The 19,663-nt window shown below is 70.2% G+C and carries 18 protein-coding genes and 1 pseudogene; 5 read left to right on the plus strand and 14 right to left on the minus strand.

The window, feature by feature from the left end:
* Positions 1-21: 21 nt before the first annotated feature.
* The 3 genes from ACWD68_RS08570 to ACWD68_RS08580 all read right to left on the minus strand — a co-directional run bounded on the left by ACWD68_RS08570 (position 22) and on the right by ACWD68_RS08580 (position 4,750).
* Complete coding sequence (locus tag ACWD68_RS08570; RefSeq protein ID WP_451805730.1) at positions 22-3,678, minus strand: chromosome segregation SMC family protein; 3,657 nt, start codon at positions 3,676-3,678, stop codon at positions 22-24.
* A 206-nt stretch (positions 3,679-3,884) separates the two neighbouring features.
* Positions 3,885-4,088, minus strand: a complete 204-nt coding sequence (locus ACWD68_RS08575; RefSeq protein ID WP_028802434.1) for a hypothetical protein — start codon at positions 4,086-4,088, stop codon at positions 3,885-3,887.
* 380 nt (positions 4,089-4,468) lie between these two features.
* The gene (locus ACWD68_RS08580) at positions 4,469-4,750 is read right to left on the minus strand and encodes an acylphosphatase (protein ID WP_451805731.1); all 282 of its coding nucleotides are present in this window, start codon (positions 4,748-4,750) and stop codon (positions 4,469-4,471) included.
* Between the two features lie 153 nt (positions 4,751-4,903).
* Here ACWD68_RS08580 and ACWD68_RS08585 point away from each other — a divergent pair, with 153 nt between their 5' ends.
* Positions 4,904-5,881: a CAP domain-containing protein gene (locus ACWD68_RS08585; RefSeq protein WP_451805732.1), complete on the plus strand. Its 978-nt coding sequence runs from the start codon at positions 4,904-4,906 to the stop codon at positions 5,879-5,881.
* Here the strand turns inward: ACWD68_RS08585 and ACWD68_RS08590 are convergent.
* Positions 5,811-6,104, minus strand: a pseudogene (locus ACWD68_RS08590) (hypothetical protein); the annotation flags it as partial. The gene ACWD68_RS08585 and the pseudogene ACWD68_RS08590 overlap by 71 nt on opposite strands.
* 43 nt (positions 6,105-6,147) lie before the next feature.
* Between ACWD68_RS08590 and ACWD68_RS08595 the strand changes: the two are divergent.
* Entirely contained in the window at positions 6,148-6,288 is a 141-nt protein-coding gene (locus tag ACWD68_RS08595) for a hypothetical protein (RefSeq protein WP_451805733.1), read from the plus strand.
* Here the strand turns inward: ACWD68_RS08595 and ACWD68_RS08600 are convergent.
* Positions 6,264-7,010, minus strand: a complete 747-nt coding sequence (locus ACWD68_RS08600; RefSeq protein ID WP_451805859.1) for a TSUP family transporter — start codon at positions 7,008-7,010, stop codon at positions 6,264-6,266. The two genes, ACWD68_RS08595 and ACWD68_RS08600, sit on opposite strands and share 25 nt — an antisense overlap.
* Positions 7,011-7,328: 318 nt before the next feature.
* Between ACWD68_RS08600 and ACWD68_RS08605 the strand changes: the two genes are divergently transcribed.
* Complete coding sequence (locus ACWD68_RS08605; protein ID WP_451805734.1) at positions 7,329-7,973, plus strand: hypothetical protein; 645 nt, start codon at positions 7,329-7,331, stop codon at positions 7,971-7,973.
* Here the strand turns inward: ACWD68_RS08605 and ACWD68_RS08610 are convergent.
* Entirely contained in the window at positions 7,933-8,532 is a 600-nt protein-coding gene (locus tag ACWD68_RS08610) for a flavodoxin family protein (protein ID WP_451805735.1), read from the minus strand. The genes ACWD68_RS08605 and ACWD68_RS08610 overlap by 41 nt on opposite strands.
* A 132-nt stretch (positions 8,533-8,664) precedes the next feature.
* On the opposite strand from ACWD68_RS08610, the gene ACWD68_RS08615 reads away from it, so the two are divergent.
* Positions 8,665-9,111, plus strand: a complete 447-nt coding sequence (locus tag ACWD68_RS08615) for a winged helix-turn-helix transcriptional regulator (RefSeq protein WP_451805736.1) — start codon at positions 8,665-8,667, stop codon at positions 9,109-9,111.
* Between the two features lie 30 nt (positions 9,112-9,141).
* Here ACWD68_RS08615 and mutM read toward each other — a convergent pair whose 3' ends face one another.
* The 8 genes from mutM to ACWD68_RS08655 form a co-directional block, all read right to left on the minus strand.
* Positions 9,142-10,002, minus strand: a complete 861-nt coding sequence (gene mutM, locus ACWD68_RS08620; protein WP_451805737.1) for a bifunctional DNA-formamidopyrimidine glycosylase/DNA-(apurinic or apyrimidinic site) lyase — start codon at positions 10,000-10,002, stop codon at positions 9,142-9,144.
* Between the two features lie 213 nt (positions 10,003-10,215).
* Positions 10,216-11,073 (minus strand): ribonuclease III, encoded by an 858-nt coding sequence (gene rnc / locus ACWD68_RS08625; RefSeq protein WP_451805738.1) that lies wholly within the window; start codon positions 11,071-11,073, stop codon positions 10,216-10,218.
* Positions 11,074-11,092: 19 nt separating this feature from the next.
* The gene (gene rpmF / locus ACWD68_RS08630; protein ID WP_033321093.1) at positions 11,093-11,266 is read right to left on the minus strand and encodes a 50S ribosomal protein L32; all 174 of its coding nucleotides are present in this window, start codon (positions 11,264-11,266) and stop codon (positions 11,093-11,095) included.
* 2 nt (positions 11,267-11,268) lie between these two features.
* On the minus strand, positions 11,269-11,913 hold the full coding sequence (locus ACWD68_RS08635; RefSeq protein ID WP_451805739.1) for a YceD family protein: 645 nt from the start codon (positions 11,911-11,913) through the stop codon (positions 11,269-11,271).
* 160 nt (positions 11,914-12,073) lie between these two features.
* Positions 12,074-13,159 (minus strand): ATP synthase F0 subunit B, encoded by a 1,086-nt coding sequence (locus tag ACWD68_RS08640; protein ID WP_451805740.1) that lies wholly within the window; start codon positions 13,157-13,159, stop codon positions 12,074-12,076.
* A 99-nt stretch (positions 13,160-13,258) separates the two neighbouring features.
* Positions 13,259-13,738, minus strand: coding sequence for a pantetheine-phosphate adenylyltransferase (coaD, locus tag ACWD68_RS08645; protein ID WP_351545121.1), 480 nt, complete (start codon positions 13,736-13,738; stop codon positions 13,259-13,261).
* Between the two features lie 26 nt (positions 13,739-13,764).
* Positions 13,765-14,391, minus strand: coding sequence for a 16S rRNA (guanine(966)-N(2))-methyltransferase RsmD (gene rsmD / locus ACWD68_RS08650; protein WP_451805860.1), 627 nt, complete (start codon positions 14,389-14,391; stop codon positions 13,765-13,767).
* A 29-nt stretch (positions 14,392-14,420) separates the two neighbouring features.
* Positions 14,421-17,651 (minus strand): helicase-related protein, encoded by a 3,231-nt coding sequence (locus tag ACWD68_RS08655; protein WP_451805741.1) that lies wholly within the window; start codon positions 17,649-17,651, stop codon positions 14,421-14,423.
* A gap of 166 nt (positions 17,652-17,817) precedes the next feature.
* Between ACWD68_RS08655 and ACWD68_RS08660 the strand changes: the two genes are divergently transcribed.
* Positions 17,818-19,656: an HSP90 family protein gene (locus tag ACWD68_RS08660; protein ID WP_451805742.1), complete on the plus strand. Its 1,839-nt coding sequence runs from the start codon at positions 17,818-17,820 to the stop codon at positions 19,654-19,656.
* Positions 19,657-19,663: the final 7 nt, after the last annotated feature.

Consider the following 19,663-nt stretch of genomic DNA (forward strand, 5'->3'; position numbering starts at 1 on the left):
CATGGGCACGGGCCGGCGACGTCAGCGCAGTCGCTGGCTGATGACCTTCGATACGCCGTCGCCCTGCATGGAGACGCCGTACAGCGCGTCGGCGACCTCCATCGTGCGCTTCTGGTGAGTGATCACGATCAGCTGGGAGGCCTCCTGCAGCTCCTGCATGATCCTGATCAGCCGCTGGAGGTTGGTGTCGTCGAGCGCCGCCTCGACCTCGTCCATCACGTAGAACGGGCTGGGGCGCGCCTTGAAGATCGACACGAGGAGCGCGACGGCGGTCAGCGACCGCTCGCCGCCGGAGAGCAGGCTGAGCCGCTTGACCTTCTTGCCCGGCGGCCTGGCCTCCACGTCGACACCCGTGGTGAGCATGTTGTCGGGATCGGTCAGGATGAGCCGCCCGTCGCCGCCCGGGAACAGCCGGCTGAAGACGCCTTCGAACTCGCGGGCGGTGTCCCGGTACGCCTCGGTGAAGACCTGCTCGACGCGCTCGTCGACCTCCTTCACCACCTGAAGGAGGTCGGTGCGCGTCTTCTTGAGGTCCTCCAGCTGCTCACTGAGGAACTTGTGGCGCTCCTCCAGCGCGGCGAACTCCTCCAGGGCGAGCGGATTGACCTTGCCGAGCTGCTGGTACGCCCGTTCGGCCGACTTGAGCCGCTTCTCCTGCTCGGCGCGGTGGAATTGCCGGGGCTGGTTGCGCGGATGCTCGGGGTCCTCGGGCAGTTCCTCGCCCTCGGCGGGCAGCGAGGGCGGCACGAGCTGATCGGGGCCGTAGTCCGCGACGAGTCCCGCCGGCTCGACGCCGTGTTCGTCCAGCGCCTTCGCCTCCAGCTGCTCTATGCGCAGCCGCTTCTCCGCGCCGAGCACCTCACCCCGGTGCACCGAGTCCGTGAGTTTGTCGAGTTCCGCCTTGAGATCACGGCCCTGGCCGCGCGCGGCGACGAGCTCCTGCTCCCTGCGGGCCTTGGCGCTGTCGGCGGCGGTGCGCTCCTCCTCGGCCCGGCCGAGCGAGACCTCGACGTGCGCGAGCAGCTGCCGCGCGCCTGAGGCGACGGCCTCGGCGACGGCCGCCTCGTGGTGGAGCCGTGCCCGGCGCTGTTCGGCACGCGCGCGTGCCTCGCGTTCGGCGCGGGCGGCCCGGTCGAGCGAGTCGGCCCGTCCGGCGAGTCCCTTGACCCGCTCCTCGTGCGTGCGCACCTGGAGCCGGGCCTCCATCTCCGTCTGCCGGGCGTTGGCGCCGTCGGCGGCGAGCCGGTCCCGTACCGAGGTGTCGGGTTCCTCCTCGACAGGCATCTCCTCGGCCACGGCGAGCCGTTCGGCCAGCTCCTCGGCCTCCTCCACGGCCCGGTCGAGCGCCTCCTGCGCGCGGGCGGCGGCCGCGGTGCTCCGCTCCGCCTCGCCCGCGGCGCCTCTCGCCTGCCCGGCCAGCCGCCCGAGCTGCTGCGCGACCGACGACTTCTCCCGCTCGGCGGCCCGGCGGCGCTCCCCCAGCTCCTCGACGAGCGCGGCCCGCTCCCCGCGCCACTCGGTCGCCAACCGCTGCGCCTCGGTCAACTCGTCGCAGCGCACGGCCAGTTCCTCGAGTTCGGCCGCGGCCTCGTCAACGGAGGCCTGCACCTCGAGCAGGCTGGGCGCACCGGCGGACCCGCCGTGCGCGAAATGCGCTCCGAGCAGGTCGCCCTCGGCGGTCACCGCGGTGAGCCCGGGCCGCGCGTAGACCAGGTCCTCGGCGTCCTCGAGGGTCCCGACGACGACGATCCCGCGCAGCAGCCGCCGCACGGCGGGCATCAGCTCGGCGGGCCCCCGGACGAGATCGGCGGCGTACGGAGGCCCGCCGCTCCGATCCCGGTCCTGGTCACGGTCCCGGTCCTGGTCCTGGTCCCGGTCCCGGTCCCGGTCCCGGTCCTGCGGGGGTACGCCGAAGGCGGCGCCGCCCGCCTCTCCGGCGCCGGCGGGAAGCTCTTCGGGCGCTCCGGCGAGCAGCAGCGACGCCCGGCCCGCGTCCTGCTTGCGCAGCAGGCGGATGGCCTCCGCCGCCGAGGCGGGCGTGGTGACCGCGATGGCGTCCGCGGCCGCGCCGAACGCGGCGGCGAGCGCAACCTCGAAGCCGGGGGTGATCGACAGCAGTTCGGCGGCGGGACCCAGCACCCCGGTGAGCCGGTCCTTGGCGCCGAGCAGCGCTCCTGTGCCGTCCTTGCGCCGCAGACCGAGGGCCAAGGCCTCGTGGCGGGCCTTGGTGGCGGCCCGCCTGCGTTCGGCCGCGGTGGCCGCCTCGCGGGCCGCGCTCAGCGCGGCCTCCGCGTCGGACAGGGCCCGCTTGGCCGCTTCGTGCTGTTCGCCGAGGTCGGCGTCGCCCGCGTCGAGGCCGTCGACCTCGGCCTTCAGCTGCTCGTACTCCTCCTGGGCCGTGACCGCGCGCTCCTGGGCCTCGTCGCGGGAGGCGGCGAGCCGGTCGATCTCGGCCTGCGCGGAGGCGGCGCGCGAACGGGCGGCGTTGACCTGGCCGTTCAGGCGTGCGAGGCCCTCGCGGCGGTCGGCGATGGCGCGGGCCACGTCCTTGAGGCGGCGCTCCTCGACGGTGAGCTCGCGCTCCAGCTCGGCGCGGTGCGCGACGGTGTCCTCCAGGGCCCGCTCGGCCGCCTCCAGGGCCGCTTCGAGTTCGGCCTCCTGCTCACGGATGCGGGCGGCCTCGCGCTCCATGTCCTCGGGGTCGCGTCCGCGCCGTTCCTCGGCGGGCACCGAGGTGGCGCTCTTCACCCGCGCCTCCGCCAATGAGATCGTGCCGCGCACCCGCTCGGCGAGCTGGGAGAGTTCGTACCAGGTCTGCTGTGCGCGCTGGAGGCGCGGCGTCAGCTGCCGTACCTCGTCCTCCAGCAGCGCCTCACGCTGGAGCGCCTTCTTCAGCTCGGCCTCGGCGGATTCCTTGCGCTGCTTGAGCGCGGCCTCGTCGGCGATCTCGGACCGGAGTGCCCCGCGCAGTCGTACGAGGTCGTCGGCGAGGAGCCGCAGCCGGGCGTCGCGCAGGTCGGCCTGGATGACGGCGGCGCGGCGTGCCACGGCGGCCTGCCGGCCGAGCGGCTTCAACTGGCGCCGCAGCTCGTCGGTGAGGTCCTGGATGCGGGCGAGGTTCGCCTTCATGGCATCCAGCTTCCGCAGCGCCTTCTCCTTGCGCTTGCGGTGCTTGAGGACGCCCGCCGCCTCCTCGATGAAGGCGCGGCGGCCCATCGGGTCGGCGTGCAGGACGGAGTCGAGCTGGCCCTGTCCGACGATGACGTGCATCTCGCGGCCGATGCCGGAATCGGACAGCAGCTCCTGGATGTCGAGCAGCCGGCAGGTGTCGCCGTTGATCTGGTACTCGCTGCCGCCGTTGCGGAACATGATCCGCGTGATGGTGACCTCGGCGTACTCGATGGGCAGGGCCCCGTCGGAGTTGTCGATGGTGAGGGAGACCTCGGCACGGCCGAGCGGCGGACGCCCGGTGGTGCCGGCGAAGATGACGTCCTCCATCTTGCCGCCGCGCAGTGACTTGGCCCCCTGCTCGCCCATGACCCAGCTGAGCGCGTCCACGACGTTGGACTTGCCCGAACCGTTGGGGCCCACGACGCAGGTGATGCCCGGCTCGAACCGCAGCGTGGTCGCCGAGGCGAACGACTTGAACCCGCGCAGGGTCAGGGCCTTGAGGTGCACGCCGCTGGACTCTACCTTTCGGGCCGGTCTCACTCCATGAACGCGCGGTTTCGCCCATGAACACGCAGGGCAGACCAGACGTTGAAGAGAGCGGAAGGGTGCGGGGGAAAGAAAGAAGGGACGCCTGAGGGCGTCCCTTGCAAATCTGACAACTTAGCGGTTGATTCGGGCTGCCCAACCACTGCTGTCGTAAAGCGGTGCAGTGATCAGGTGAGCGCAGGCTCCGCCTGGGGTACGTCGATGCTCTCGAGAAGCGAGTCGTGAGAAGCGGCAGCCGCGAGCGCGTCGTTCTCGGCCTGAATCCGTACGAGCTCGGATTCGAGGTCCTGTACGCGCTGCTGGAGCCGTCGCATCTCGGCAATGAGTCGCGGGTCGGAACCGCCGACGTAACCGAGAAGCGCCTTTGCCATGATGGATGGTCCTCCACACTGAGTGACCGACCGAAGCGGTGTGGGTCGTGAGGGAATCGCACCCGCGATGCTTGACACTGCTGATGTCCTGCTGTCGTTCCACATGCCAAACAGCTAGGGTGCGCGGGGCTTTCAGCGTCTCACCAAAAAGTTTGACGGTCAACACGATCACGCCCCGTATCGGTGGGCAACCCACTGTCGCGCGGCTCCGGGGACGGGGCGCTGCGACTCCTGCGGGACCCTCAGGGCGTCGAGATCATCGTTACCTCGGGAGCCTGCCACTTCGAGCCGTTCTTGGCAACCACCAGGCCATTTCCGCTACTGAGGGGTGCCGGTGGCATACGCCGTGGCGTCACTCCGGGGCATCGCGGCCGTCACCGTCACCGGATGGCGAAACCGTCGTAGCTCCCCCGGGGCGTGTCCCAGATCTCAGTGACTCCGTCCACCCGCCCGGGCGTGTCGTCCCCCTGGAGCCAGTCGAGCAGGTTCTGACAGCCGGCCCTGGAGCCCTCCGCGACCACCTGGACCCGTCCGTCGCCCAAATTGAGAGCAAAACCACTCAGCCCGCCGATCTCCAGCGCCTTGGCCCGCGTAAACCAGCGGAAACCCACACCTTGGACGCGCCCGCGTACCCAGACGACCAGCCGTGCAACCTCGTTCATGGGTGCACGCTAACCGGACAATGTCTCGCGGAGCACTTCCTCCCCTTGCGCCATGGGGTACCGTCCCGACCCAATGAGTCTCATAAGAAACTCACTCTTTCGGGTGAGGTTCATGTGAGGATCGCTGACGCAAGATCGAGGAAGGCCCAAGAGATGGGACGCCACCGACGCTCCGACGCCGGCCGCGCCGCCACAGGGCGCGCCACCGGAGTCACAGATACGAACGGGGCCCACACGGAAAGCTACGGCCCGGAGAACCTGTACGGCTACGCGGCCGTCGCCGATCTCCCGTCCGCGGCATCCGCCCGCTCGCACCGCAAGAGGAAGGGTGCGACCCCCGTCCGCTCGGGGCTGCTCGGCGTCTCGGCTGCCGTGGCCCTCGGCACCGTCGCCGTCGCGGCCGGTGTACTGCCCGGCAGCGACAACTACGCGCTCGGCGGCGGCGGCAAGTCCGACAACGTGCAGGCCGCGAGCTCGCCGTCCAGTGTGGACACCCAGCAGGGCGGCACCTCGGGCAGCGCCGACTCCCGCGAGGACACGTCGACGAGCCGTGACGCCGATCGCGCCGGCACGCCTTCGGCCGCCCCCTCGACCACGTCGCCGTCGGCCGCGCCGACCACGACGGTGCCGTCGAAGGAGCCGAGCGCCGAGCCCACCAAGAACAACGGCAAGGCGAAGGCGCCCAAGGCCCCGAAGCCCTCCAAGACCGCCACCAAGGCGCCCGCGGACAAGGCCCCGGTGACCGTCTCCGCGGAGGCCGCCGCCGAGGCCCAGGTGCTCAAGCTCGTCAACGACGAGCGCGCCAAGGTCGGTTGCAGCCCGGTGGCCGCGAACAGCGCCCTGTCGGACCTGGCCCAGTCGTTCAGCGAGGACATGGCGTTGCTGGACTTCTTCGACCACACCGACCCGAGCGGGCTCAGCCCCTGGGACCGTGCGGCGAAGGCCGGGATCACCAGCCTCGGCGGCGAGAACATAGCCCGCGGCCAGGCCGACGCCGCCGCGGTCATGGAAGCCTGGATGAACAGCCCCGGCCACAAGGCCAACATCCTGAACTGCGACTTCAAGACCCTCGGCGTCGGAGCCCACTTCGGCTCGGGCGGCCCTTGGTGGACGCAGGACTTCGGCTACTGAGATAGCCGCAGGTCAGAGGGCTGGCGCCGTCCTGGGCCGTGTCTGGGCCGTCCCCCGTGGGTTCTTCATCGCTGAGGACACCATCCACGGCGGCCCGGGTCCGAGTCCCACTCGACGGCATCAGGTGCGTGTACGTCCGCAGCGTGAAGCCGGGTCGTGGTGACCCAGATACTCGATCACGGCCTTGATGCCCTCCCCCCGCGTCCAGTAGGACCGAGGCGTACGTCACGCTCCTTGCCACCCTTCGGTGGGGCGAACACCGGGCGATGCGGCCGCGGCAGCTTGACCTGCCGTACGACGTGCAGCGCTCCCCCGAGGAAGTCCACGTCATCCACCGCCAGGCCGAAGACCTCGCCTTGCCCCAGTGGGTCGAGGGAGCGGGTCAGCGCAGGGCGTTGATCGCGTAGAGGGAGCCGAGCCCGGCGGCCAGTGTGCCCAGGAGCAGGCGGAGGAAGGTCTCGGGCATCCGTGGCTGGAGGCGGGCGCCGAGGTAGCCGCCGATGAGACCGCCGAGGCCGCAGGCCAGGCCGAGGAACCAGTCGGGGGCGATGCTTCCGCTGTGGCCGAGCGAGAGCAGGGCGTAGGTGGAGGCGCCGAGCAGCGACGTGGCGAACGTGGAGGCGAGCGCGGCCGGGGCGACTTGGGAGACGGGGATGCCGCGGCCGACGAGGACGGGGCCGAGGATCGAACCGCCGCCGATGCCGTAGATGCCACCCACGACCCCGACCACGAGGGCCAGACCGGTCACGGTCCGGGGTGCGGGCGCGGGGCGTCGGGTCTCCGGGGGCTCGGGGCGGAGAGTCCGGATGATGAGCCAGGTGCCGAGCGGCAGCATCAGGGCGGCGACCAGGAGGCGGAAGACGCCCGGGCCCGGGAGGGCGAACACGCGGATGACCGCTCCGAGGACCACACCGGGCAGAGTGCCCAGCACCAGTCGGCGCACGAGCGGTCCCCTCAGGGCGCCGTCGCGACGGTAGCGCAGGAGGGCACCAGGCCCTGCCACGACGTTGTAGAGCAGGTTCGTGGGCGTGACGGACGGGTTCGGCACGGCGAACACGCTGAGCTGTACGGGCAGGAGGAACACCGCCCCGGACACCCCGACCGGCGCGGTCACCACAGCGATCAGCATCCCGACCGCGAGGCCGGCCGCCCCCGACTCCCACTCCACCCGATGCCCCCGCCTCACCTCGGTCCGTCCTGGCCTCGGCCGTCACCAGGTCTGCGACCGACGCGAAGGACCGACGGGCGCAGATCCAAGGATGCGTTCCCGCGCCCGTGCCCGAAGCATGGCCGAACGCCAAGGACCGTTCGGCATTGCTGCCGCACTCTACGACTGCACCATCGCTCGATACGCGTTGGTATGGAGCGGTAGCCCCTCCCCGAGCAGGCAGGGGCGTGCCCGGCAGTCAGGGCTTGATTCGGTCACTCATCCGCGGAGGCCACGCACATGACCTCCGACCCCGACTCGGTCGCGGATTCCGGGCAGGAATCGGTGGTCATCGCCGGCTTCCATGAACACCGAGACGCCGAACATATGCCGGCATCGCTCGGGCGGGGATTTCGAAGGAAGGCCCGCAAAGGCGGAACAACCGCCGTCGTCATCAGAGCCAACGCTGACGGGTCACTGAAGTTGACCCAGTCTCGCGTGATGACAGCCAATGACCTCAGTTACACCCTGATGTCCGTCTCGCTCGCATGGACGGGAGGATTCATGGGACTCCGGTCGATGGTGAAAGGGGCCAAGGGCGAGGCCCACGCCGCGCACGTGCGTCAAGGACACCTACGGGCGGATGCACACCAAGCCCACGAGATCCTCGCCGAAGTCGGCCCACACGCGGCGATCACGCTGGTCCGCTGCAAGGACCAGGACACGCGGCACATGGTCGCCGCGGCCGCCGCCGACCGTGCAAGACGAAGCTGGGACGGCTCGCTCACGGATTTCCTCGCCGCCCTCGATCCCGGAAGCACTCACGACTGGGTGCGCTCCGCCATCGGCGAACCCACCCAGCCCGAACCGCTGAGGCTACTCAGGACGCGCCTGCCGCGGACCTCTACGCGGCCATCCGGGCCGCGGCCGCGCGCCCCAGGGTGAAGACCCGGGCCGCCTCCGCGATCCGGCGGCCGAGGTGCTCGGCGGTGGCGATGTCGGCCTTGTGGACGGTCTCGGGACCCTCGTCGACGTTGGTCTGGGCGGCGGCGCCGGCGAAGACGCCGAGGCGGTTGAGGTCGTGCTCGGAGCCGGCGCTGTTGTTCCAGCCCGGGTGCAGACCGAGGTTGACCCAGTTCATGCCGTGCTGCGCGGCGAGGATCTGGAAGAACTGGAGGGTGTGCAGCTTGTCGCCGCTCTTGGAGCCGGAGTTGGTGAAGCCGGCGGCGAGCTTGTCCTTCCAGTCCTGCCCGAACCAGCGCTTCGAGGACGCCTCGGCGAAGACGTGGAAGGCGCCGGACGCGGTGCCCATGTACGTCGGCGAACCGAAGACGACGGCGTCCGAGGCGTCGAGCTGCTCCCACTGCGCGTCGGTGATCTCGTCGACCTTGATCAGGTGCACCTGGGCACCGGCCTCGAGCGCACCGGAGCGCACGGCTTCCGCCAGAACCGCGGTGTGGCCGTAGCCGGAGTGGTAGGCGATGGAGACAACAGGGGTCGTCACGGTACGTACTCCTCAGGAGACAGGAACGGGGCAGTCACGTATGCGCTGCTCACCGGCAATACCGAAAGGAAAGCACTAACCAGAAGTTAGCGCAACCCTCCAGGTAGCGCTGCGCCCGGGTATGCTGTTCGCATGGAATCCCCCGCGCAGACAACGGAGCGCGCCGATCGCGACGAGAAGACCGCGTGCGGCGGCGGCAAGGACCTCGCGTACAACGTGTTCGCCCGCAGCTGTCCCTCCCGGGGCACGCTGGAGCACGTCACCGGCCGCTGGGGCTCGCTCACGCTGGGAGCGCTGCACGACGGCACGTTCCGGTTCAACGAACTGCGCCGCCGGGTCGACGGCGTCAGCGAGAAGATGCTCTCCCAGACCCTGCACGCGCTGGAGCGCGACGGACTGGTGCACCGCGACGCGCAGCCCACGAACCCGCCGCGCGTCGACTACACCCTCACGCCCCTCGGCCGCGAGGTCGCCGAGCGGCTGCGGACCCTCATCTCGTTCGTCGAGGGCCACATGGACGACGTCCTGGACGCCCGCGGGCGCTACGACGAGACACGTGAAGCGCAGCGCGACGCCTAGGGAGTGGGATTCCCGCGAGGTCCCGGGGGGTCAGACTCCCGGGCGGGGTGCCCGCTGGCAGCGCGGGCAGAAGTAGCTGGAGCGGTTCATCCAGGCCCGCCGGCGCATCGGTGTCCCGCAGCGGCGGCAGGGCTCGCCCTCGCGTCCGTAGGCGTCGAGCGAGCGGTCGAAGTAGCCCGACTCACCGTTCACGTTGACGTACAGGCTGTCGAAACTCGTACCGCCCGCGGAGAGGGCGTCGTTCATGACGTCACGGATGTGGCCGAGGAGTTCGGCGGTGCGTGGCCGGGTCATGGTTCCGGTCGGGCGTTCGTAGTGCAGCTTGGAGCGCCAGAGCGCCTCGTCCGCGTAGATGTTTCCGACGCCGCTGATCAGCGACTGGTCGAGCAGCGCGCGTTTGATCGTCGTACGGCGGGCCCGCAGGGCCGTGTGGAACGCGGCGTCGTCGAAGAGCGGGTCGAGCGGGTCGCGGGCGATGTGCGCGATGACGTCGGGAAGACCGTCCGGGGTGTTCTCGTGCAGTGACAGCCCGCCGAAGGTGCGCTGGTCGACGAAGCGCAGCTCGGTACCCAGCGCGTCCTCGAAGCGGATGCGGATGCGCAGGTGCTTCTCCTCCGTGGCGTCCTCCGGCTGCACGAGGAGCTGGCCGCTCATACCGAGGTGCGCGAGCACGGAGTACGGCGAGTCGTCGAGCGGGAGCCACAGGTACTTGCCGCGACGCATCGCCTCACCCACCCGGTGCCCGGCGAGCGCCTTCGCGAAGCCGTCGGGCCCCGCCAGATGCCGCCGCACGGCCCGTGGATGCCGTACCTCCACCGACTTCACGACCCGCCCGGTGACCCAGCGCTCCAGGCCCCGCCGCACGACTTCGACCTCGGGCAACTCGGGCACGGGACTCCTCCGGAGGGGCGGGCTGAGGGGGCGTTGCCGGAAGGGTACATCGCTCGAAGAGGGCCCTGCGGCCGAGGAGTTCGACCCTCTCCCGGTTCGGCCTCTCCCCCGGTTCGGTCCTGCCTCGTCCGGTTCCGCGGCAACGCGCGGACCCCGCCGCGGCGCGGGTGCGCTGCGACGGGGTCCGGTACCGCGGTACTTCGGGTGAAGGATTCAGGCCGTGGCCGTGTCGGTGGTCGGCGTCGAGGGGGTGTCGGCGGTCCCCTCGACGTCCTGAGCCGCCTGCTGGGCGGCTCGAGCCGCCTGTTCGGCGGCCTGGGCCGACTTCGCGCGTTCGTCCGCGGCCGAGCGGATGGCACGCCACGCGGACTCCGCGGCCTGCTGCTCAGCCTCCTTCTTGCTGCGGCCGGTGCCGGTGCCGTACGAGACGCCTCCGACGCGGGCGGCAGCAGTAAAGGTCTTCTCGTGGTCGGGACCGGTCTCCGAGACCAGGTACTCGGGAACTCCGAGCCCCTCGGTCGCCGTGAGTTCCTGGAGACTGGTCTTCCAGTCCAGGCCGGCACCCAGATTCGAGGATTTCTCGATCAACGGGTCGAAGAGCCGGTGGACGAGTTCGCCCGCCGCTTCCAGACCCTGGTCGAGATAGACAGCGCCGATCACCGCTTCAAGGGTGTCGGCGAGGATGGACGCCTTGTCCCGGCCTCCCGTGCCTTCCTCGCCCCGGCCGAGCCGGATGAAGGAGCCGAGTTCGAGGCCGCGGCCCACTTCCGCCAACGCACGAGAATTGACCACCGCGGCCCGCAACTTGGCCAGCTGGCCCTCGGGCAGGTCGGGGTGGGTGCGGTACAGCGTGTCCGTGACCACGAGGCCCAGTACGGAGTCCCCGAGGAACTCCAGACGCTCGTTGGTCGGCAGACCGCCGTTCTCGTACGCGTAGGAACGATGGGTCAGCGCACGCACCAGAAGGGCGGACTCGAGCTTGTAGCCGAGCCGCCCTTCCAGAAGCGTGTGGGACGAGGCTGTGTTGTCCGCCTTTTTCTTGGCGTTTGGATCCGCCTTGGCGTCAGACATCAGACCTCTCACCAGCCGCTCAGACCTCGAGGACCTGGCGCTTGTTATAGGTGCCACAGGCCGGGCACGCGATGTGCTGCAGCTTGGGCTCGTGGCAGCGCTCGCACGCAACCAGGTTGGGGACCGCAGCCTTCCACTGCGACCGGCGGTGGCGCGTGTTGCTGCGCGACATCTTCCGCTTCGGAACAGCCACGGCTACTTCTCCTGCTTCTCGTCGACGCCTGGTTCGGCGCCGCTCAACTCGTCCTTCTCGCCATCTTCGAGTGAACCGGCGAGTCCCTGCAGTGCCGCCCAACGGATGTCGACGGCGTCATGGTGGTGTTCCGGGTCGTCCGCGAGCCGGGCTCCACACTCGGAGCACAGGCCGGGGCAGTCGTCCTGGCACACCGGCTGCATCGGCAGTGCGAGCACCACCGCATCACGCAGCACGGGTTCGAGGTCGAACAGGCCGTCCTCGAGAAAGAGAGTGTCCTCGTCATCCTCGGCGTCGTCGGCCGGCTCCGCTTTGGGGCGGCCCCGGTCGTCGGCGTCAGGGTACGAGAACATCTCCTGGAAATCCGCTTCGAGCACCTGCTCCAGCGGCTCCAGACACCTTACGCACTCCCCCTTGGCCGATGCACGGGCGGTGCCTGTGACAAGCACCCCGTCCATGACCGACTCCAGGCGGAGCTGAAGTTCCACCGGGGCGCCTTCCGGCACTCCGATGACACCCTGGATCCCGAGATCCGCAGGAGCGTCGATCGTGCGGGTCAGGCGCTGGAGCGCGCCAGGACGCCGCCCCAGCTCGTGCGTGTCGAACACGAGAGGATTGCGGTGGTCGAGGCGGGCGTTCAGAGCCATTCCTGCTTTCGATCTTCGAACTCGGGACGCCGCCCTCGGTCTCCCTCGGGCAGCGCTGATCGCGGACGTACACGCGACCGAAGAGCCAGGATACTGGACCTTTCGCTCACGACCCAATCCGGTATGCGCCCGCGGCTGCGCGCCCCTCCTGACCCCGTGGTCAGTGACCGCCGCGCCCCTGCTCGTACGCCCTCAGCTGCTCCGCACTGATCATGCTGGTGTCGAAGAGGCTGGTCTCGTCGAGAGACTGCGCCTGCTGGTCCATGGCGTGGGCCTGCTGCTGGGCGTAGGCCTGCTGCTGGTTCTGGTCGTACGCCGGCTGCTGGTCGTAGCCCTGCTGCTGATAGGCGGCGTACGGGTCGGCCTGCTGATAGCCGTACGGATCGGCCTGCTGCTGCGTGTACTGCTGCTGATAGCCGTACGGATCGGCCTGCTGCTGGTAGGCGTACGCCTCCTGCTGCTGCCCGTAGGACGGCTGAGGGGCCGCCTCCGGGGTCTGGGCGGGCTGCTCCGGGGCGTCGGCGAGCTCCGCGAGGCCGGCCAGGTAGTCGGAGTCGCTGGTGTGCATGCCGGACGTTCCCTCGTCCCCGAACGCGCTCAGGTCGCCGAGGTCGTCGCTGGCGATCCGGCCGTGCAGCTTCTGCCGGCCGCGGCCGACGGCCTCCAGGGTCTTGGCGAGGACGGCCTCGAAGGCGCCGAGCTTGACGTCGACGTATTCGTCGGCGTTGCGGCGCAGGGTCTCCGGGTCGTGACTGCGCTCGGGGGCGTCCTCGTCCTCGTACCCCTGCTCGTCGACGCCCGGGCCGGTGCCGAGGAGCTTCTCGCGGCCGCGGCCGACGGAGCCGAGGGTCTTGGTGAGGACGACCTCGAAGTTGGCGAGCTTGGAGTCGACGTAGTCGTCGGCCTCCGCGCGGACCTCCTCGGCCTCCTTGCGGGACTCGGCGAGGATGCGGTCCGCCTCGTTCTGCGAGCGCCGGGCGACCTCGGTGTCGGAGATCAGGGAGCCGCGCTCGGCGTGCGCGGTCTCGATGATCCGCTCGGCCTCCTGACGGGCCTGCTCGACCATCTGCTCGCGGCCGCCGATCAGCTCCTGCGCCTGGGCGAGGGATCCGGGCAGCGCCTGACGCACCTCTTCCAGCATCGAGAGCAGCTCGGCGCGGTTGACCACGCACGAGGCCGACATGGGCATGGAACGGGCACCGCCGACCGTAGCGACGATCTCATCGAGCTTCTTCTGCACGTCCACCGTGTGCTCGCCACTCTCTACAGCTGTGATGGAGACGGACGGGTCGACTGTACGACCACTCCTGCCCCGCCCGACACCGGGTGACGGGCTGTCAGGAACTCAGTCCTGGCCCAGCCGCTCCTTGAGCGACTCCAGGACCACGGGCGGGACCAGGTGGGAGATGTCGCCGCCCCAGTTCGCGACTTCCTTCACCAGCGACGAGGAGAGGAAGCTGTAGGTGGGGCTGGTCGGGATGAACAGGGTCTCGACGCCCGAGAGGCCGTTGTTCATCTGGGCCATCTGCAGTTCGTAGTCGAAGTCGCTGACCGCGCGCAGGCCCTTGACGATGGCCGGGATGTCCCGCTGCTTGCAGTAGTCGACGAGGAGGCCGTGGTAGGCCTCGACCTGGACATTGCCGAACTCGGCCGTGACCTCGCGGATCAGCTCGATCCGCTCGTCGACCGTGAACAGGCCCTTCTTCGACTGATTGATCATCACCACGACGTGCACGACGTCGTACAGCCGGGAGGCGCGGGCGATGATGTCGAGGTGTCCGTTGGTGATGGGGTCGAATGACCCCGGACAGACGGCGCGGCGCAACAGTGGTCCCTCGCTCTCCGGTCCGGTCATCGTGCGTCTTCGCACGTAGAGGCGGCGCGACCGTACCAAAACGTGCCCTCGCCGTAACGACGGGCCCTGACGGCCTCAAAACCGTCCGGCCATCCGAATTCGCCGCCTCTGGTGCTGCGCTCCACGGTGACGAGCGCATCGTCCGCGAGCCAGCCCCCGGTCCGGAGTGTGAGCAGAATCTCGCGAAGATCGTCGTCCGAGACGGCGTACGGGGGGTCCAGGAAAGCCAGGTCGTACGGTGTCCCCGGCGCCGCCGTCCGGACGATCTGCTCCGCTTTGCCCGCTCTGACCTCGGCGCCCGGCAGGCCGAGCGACTTCACGTTGTCGCGGATGACCTTGGCCGCGCGGGCGTCCGCCTCGACGAGCAGAGTGTGTCCGGCGCCGCGGCTGAGCGCCTCCAGACCGACGGCGCCCGAGCCCGCGTAGAGGTCGAGCACGCGCTCGCCCTCCAGCGGGCCGCCGAGCAGGGACTGCCAGGTGGAGAAGAGCCCCTCGCGCGCCCGGTCGGAGGTGGGGCGGGTGCCGGTGCCCGGCGGGACGGCCAGACGGCGTCCGCCGGCGCGGCCGGCGATCACGCGGGTCATGAGGGTCCTTTGCGCTGGGGGTGTGTCGGTTCCTCCCAGTCTCTCAGCCGCCGGCCGGGCTCCGCCGCTCAGCCCTTGTCCAGGTACTGCTCGCGTTCCTCGTCCAGGAGGGCGTCCAGGGCGGTGCGCAGGCCGGGGAGGCCCTGGAGGTCCGGGTCCTCGGCGACGACCGCGGTGGCCTCCTCGCGGGCTTCCGCGATGATCTCCTCGTCCTCGATGACGGCGAGCATCCGCAGGGACGAGCGGACGCCGGACTGGGCCTGGCCGAGGACGTCGCCCTCGCGGCGCTGTTCGAGGTCGATGCGGGACAGCTCGAAGCCGTCCAGGGTCGAGGCCACCGCGTTCAGCCGCTGGCGGGCCGGGCTCGCCTCGGGCATCTCGGAGACCAGGAGACAGAGCCCGGCGGCGGAACCCCGGCCGACGCGTCCGCGCAGCTGGTGGAGCTGGGAGACGCCGAACCGGTCGGCGTCCATGATCACCATGGCGGTGGCGTTCGGGACGTTCACCCCGACCTCGATCACGGTCGTCGCGACCAGGACCTGCGTCTCGCCCGCGGCGAAACGGCGCATGACGGCGTCCTTGTCGTCAGGATGCATACGGCCGTGCAGGACTTCGATCCTGAGACCCTGCAGGGGGCCCTTGGCGAGCTGGGCGGCGACATCGAGGACGGCCAGCGGCGGACGCTTCTCGGCCTCGTCCTCGGGGGATTTCTTCTTGCCGCCCTTCTTCGGGTCGTCGTCCTCGTCACCGATGCGGGGGCAGACCACGTACGCCTGATGGCCGTTCTCCACTTCCTCGCGCACGCGCTCCCACGCGCGGGTGAGGAAGTGCGGTTTGTCGGCGGCCGGGACGACATGGCTGGCGATCGGGGAGCGCCCGGCGGGGAGCTGGTCGAGCACGGAGGTCTCCAGGTCGCCGAAGACCGTCATCGCGACCGTGCGCGGGATGGGCGTGGCGGTCATCACCAGGAGGTGCGGGGGCTGCTTGCCCTTGCCGCGCAGGGCGTCGCGCTGCTCGACACCGAAGCGGTGCTGCTCGTCGACCACGACCAGACCCAGATCGTGGAACTGCACCTTGTCCTCGATCAGCGCGTGCGTGCCGATCACGATCCCGGCCTCGCCGGTGACCAGGTCGAGGAGCGCCTGCCGTCGGCCCGCCGCCCCCATGGACCCGGTGAGCAGCACGACCTTCGTCGAATGCTCGGCCCCTCCGAGCATGCCGCCCTCGGCCAGCTCCCCCATCATCTCGGTGATCGACCGGTGGTGCTGCTGGGCGAGCACTTCGGTGGGCGCGAGCATCGCGGCCTGCCCGCCCGCGTCGACGACGGTGAGCATGGCCCGCAGGGCGACCATCGTGTTGTGGGTCACCGTGAAGTTGTCTGTGACGTAGGCGTGGCTCGGGTGGGCGACCCGGATGCACTGGACCGGTTTGCGGCCCACGTACTCGACGGCCCGGACGCCACGTCGGAATGTGTTGTATTTCGGGCGGGAGCGGACCCGATCAGCCTTACGCGCCAGCCTGAAGGGTTGGTATTCGTCAGGGAGTGCCACCGAGACGATGAAGGCGCCCTTCTTGGGCAGCACCCGAGCTCGGCCGCCAAGTGAGCGCGCGAGCCACGCAACATCCTCCGCGAGCCTCAGCGAGGCGGAACAGAAGGAGACATTCATCCCGTTCTTCTGCACCGTGCCGTCCGTGTCCAGCAGCCCCTGCAGGAGCGCGAGCCGGTTCTTGATCGACGTGTTCTTGAAGTCGTCGGGGATGAACTTGCCCTGCGACGTCCTTCCCCACAGGTCCAGGTCCCGCAGCACCTGGATCACAGGATTCCGGGCGCCTCCGGCACGCTCCTTCAACTGGATCGTGTAGTCGCAGCGGGATCCGGTCACCCGAACCAGCCGGCAGTCCGGCGCGACAGTGCTCGCCGCCGCTTCGCGGATCTCGTCATCGATCGTGGACAGGCGGAGGTTGTGCCGGAATGAGCCGTCGCCCAACAGGAGCCCGAACAGATAGGGGTCGAGCGGCAGTCCGACATCGTGTCCGAGATCGACAGGAGCCGCGGCAGGGACATACCACTTCGACGATCCGTTCGCCTTGAACGTGTCGAGACGGATCTCCCTGGTGGTCATCGTCTTGGGCGCCTGACCGCGATGCCACCCGCAACTGGTGCCGACGATCCAGAGATGCTCGTCGTCACACTCCACGGAACTTCCGTCGGAGAGAACCATGCGCCAGACATCACGCACTCCCTGAGGGAAGACTCCGTCGATCAATGCGATCCCGCCGTCGGGCACGACAACCTCGTCGCCCTCCCGCAGGTCTCCCATTCGCCGGAAGCCCGTGGGTGTCAGCACTGTCGAGTCAAGGGGTTGGGCCTTGCCCGAACCCACTTCCCCCTGGAGCAGCCGGTGCATCGGGTGTTCGGTGGCCAGGCCGTCGAAGATCTCCTTGGAGACCTTCTGCTGGCCCTCGGTGAGGGTGAAGGGGAGCTTGGCGTCGAAGGCGGTCAGCAGGCCGTCGGGGCGGGGGACGCGGGCGACGGCGGGGAGCTGGGCGTCGGCGTGGCGGCGGCGGGCCAGGGCGACCTGGAGGACGAAGGCCTCGTCCCACTTGAGGCGGGCGCGGGCGTCGTGGATGTCCACCTTGGTGTGCGGGCGGTGGATCTTGAGGAGGGCCTCGGGGAGGGTGACCAGACCGCGGCCGTCCCGCAGCGAGTCCGGGAGGGGGTCGACCGCCTCCTGGGCGCTCGGCAGCACCGTCTGCACGGACTTGGCGATCTTCCAGGACTCCAGCTTGGCGGTGGCCGGGTAGATCGGGATGAGGGCGCCCGCCCAGCTGTCGACGCTCTCCACGGCCTCGTCGCCTTCGCCGCGCAGCGGTTCGTACGCCGGGTGGGCCAGCTGGAGGCGGTGGTTGAAGACGGAGACCTTGCCGGAGAACATCGCGCGGGTGCCGGGCAGCAGGTCCTTGTGGGGCTTGTGCACGCCGTTCCCGAAGAAGACCAGCTGGAGGCGGCCGCTGCCGTCCGTGATGGTGACTTCGAGGCGCTGGCCCTTGCCGCGGGGTGCCTTGGACGAGGCGAAGGTGAGCAGGCGCGCGTCGGCGACCTGGGCGACCACCGTCACATGCTCGTCCATCGGCAGGTCGGCGAGGTGGGTGAGCTGGCCGCGCTCCTCGTATCTGCGGGGATAGTGGTGCAGCAGGTCGCCGACGGTGTGCAGGCCGAGGTGCTCGGCCATCACCTTCGCGGTGGCGGGACCGAGCGCCTTCTTCAGTGGTTCTTCGAGCACGGGCACGAGATCCATTGCACACCACGGCACTGACATTGCCGTATACGTCCTGGAAATCCGCTGGTCAGACGGCTCGTTCCGGGCCTAGGATGACGCGCTCAGGCCCTCATCGCGGTCACCGTCCCCCGGGACCGCCCGACCCCGCGCCGTCGCACGTCCCCCACCCACCGGCGCAGCGACGATGGACTCCCAGACCTCACAGCCGTCCCAGGCATCCCCGTCACCCCATACGTTCCAGGTCGACCTGCGCGGTCTGGTGGACCTGCTCTCCCATCACCTCTACTCCAGCCCCAAGGTCTATCTGCGCGAACTGCTGCAGAACGCCGTCGACGCGATCACCGCGCGGCGCGCCGAGCAGCCGGACGCCCCTGCCACGGTGCGCCTGTACGCCGAGGGCGGCGCCCTGCGCGTGGAGGACTCCGGCGTCGGGCTCACCGAGTCCGACGTGCACAGCCTGCTGGCGACCATCGGCCGCAGTTCCAAGCGGAACGACGGCCTGGAGGCGGCGCGTTCGGACTTCCTCGGCCAGTTCGGCATCGGATTGCTGGCCTGTTTCGTCGTCGCCGAGCGCATCCGGGTGGTCAGCCGCAGCGCGCGGACGCCCGACGCGGCGCCCGTCGAGTGGACGGCGGCCGACGACGGCTCGTACACCGTGCGCACGCTGCCGCACGAGGCGCGCACCGAACCGGGCACCACCGTGCACCTGGTGGCGCGCGCCGGGGCCGCCGAGTGGCTGAGCGAGGAGCGGGTCCGTTCGCTGGCGCGCGACTTCGGCGCGCTGCTGCCGTACGACGTGCGGGTCGGCGACGAGGCGATCGCGGACCTTCCCGCGCCCTGGGACCGGCCCTATCCGAGTCCCGCCGGCCGCAGGGTCGCCCTGGCCCGGCACTGCCACCACCTGTTCGGCTTCACTCCGCTGGACTCGATCGACCTGGACGTGCCGCTCGCCGGTGTCCGGGGCGTGGCGTACGTCCTGCCGTCGGCGGTCAGCCCCGCCCAGCGCGCGAGCCATCGCGTGCACCTGAAGGGCATGCTGCTCACCGAACGGGCCGAACAGCTGCTGCCCGACTGGGCGTTCTTCGTGCGCTGCGTCCTCGACACGGACAGTCTGCGGCCCACCGCGTCGCGCGAGTCGCTGTACGAGGACGAGACCCTCGCCGCCGTACGGGAGGCGCTGGGCGAGCGCATCCGGTCGTGGCTGACGGGACTCGCGGCGGGCGATCCGGAGCGGCTGGCCGCCTTCCTGTCGGTGCACCACCTGGGCGTGAAGTCGCTGGCGCGGCACGACCCGGAGATGCTGCGCACGATGCTGCCGTGGCTGCCCTTCGAGACGACCGACGGACGGCTGTCCCTGGAGGAGTTCGCGCAGCGGCACCCGGTGGTGCACTTCACGCGGACCGTGGAGGAGTACCGGCAGGTCGCGCCGATCGCCGCCGCGCAGGGCGTCGGGGTCGTCAACGGCGGCTACACGTACGACAGCGAGCTGATCGAGGCGTTGCCGGCCGTGCGCCCCGGGACGGTCGTCTCGGAGCTGGACGCGGACACCGTGACGGCTCACCTGGACACGGTGGACCCGGCCGAGGAACTGGCCCTGTCGGCCTTCCTGGGGGCCGCGCGGGCCCGGCTCGACCCGCTGAACTGCGATGTGGTCCTGCGCGCCTTCCACCCCTTGTCGGTGCCCGCCCTGCATCTGGACGACCGGGCGGCCCGCCACGAGCAGGCGCGCGCGGAGGCCGAGGAGCAGGCGGACGATCTGTGGGCGGGCATTCTCGGCTCGCTGCGCGGCAGCGCCCCGCGCGCGCGGCTGGTCCTCAACCATCTCAACCCGCTGATCCGCAGGATCAGTTCGCTCAGTGATCCGGACCTGATAGGCACCGCCACCGAGTCCCTCTACGGACAGGCCCTGCTGATGGCCCAGCGCCCGCTGCGGCCCGCGGACTCGGCCCTCCTCAACCGCGCCTTCATCGGCCTCCTGGAGTGGGCCACCCACACCGACCCCGGAAGGGACGACCGTCGATGAGCCCGGC

The sequence above is a fragment of the Streptomyces sp. NPDC005141 genome, from assembly GCF_053599975.1.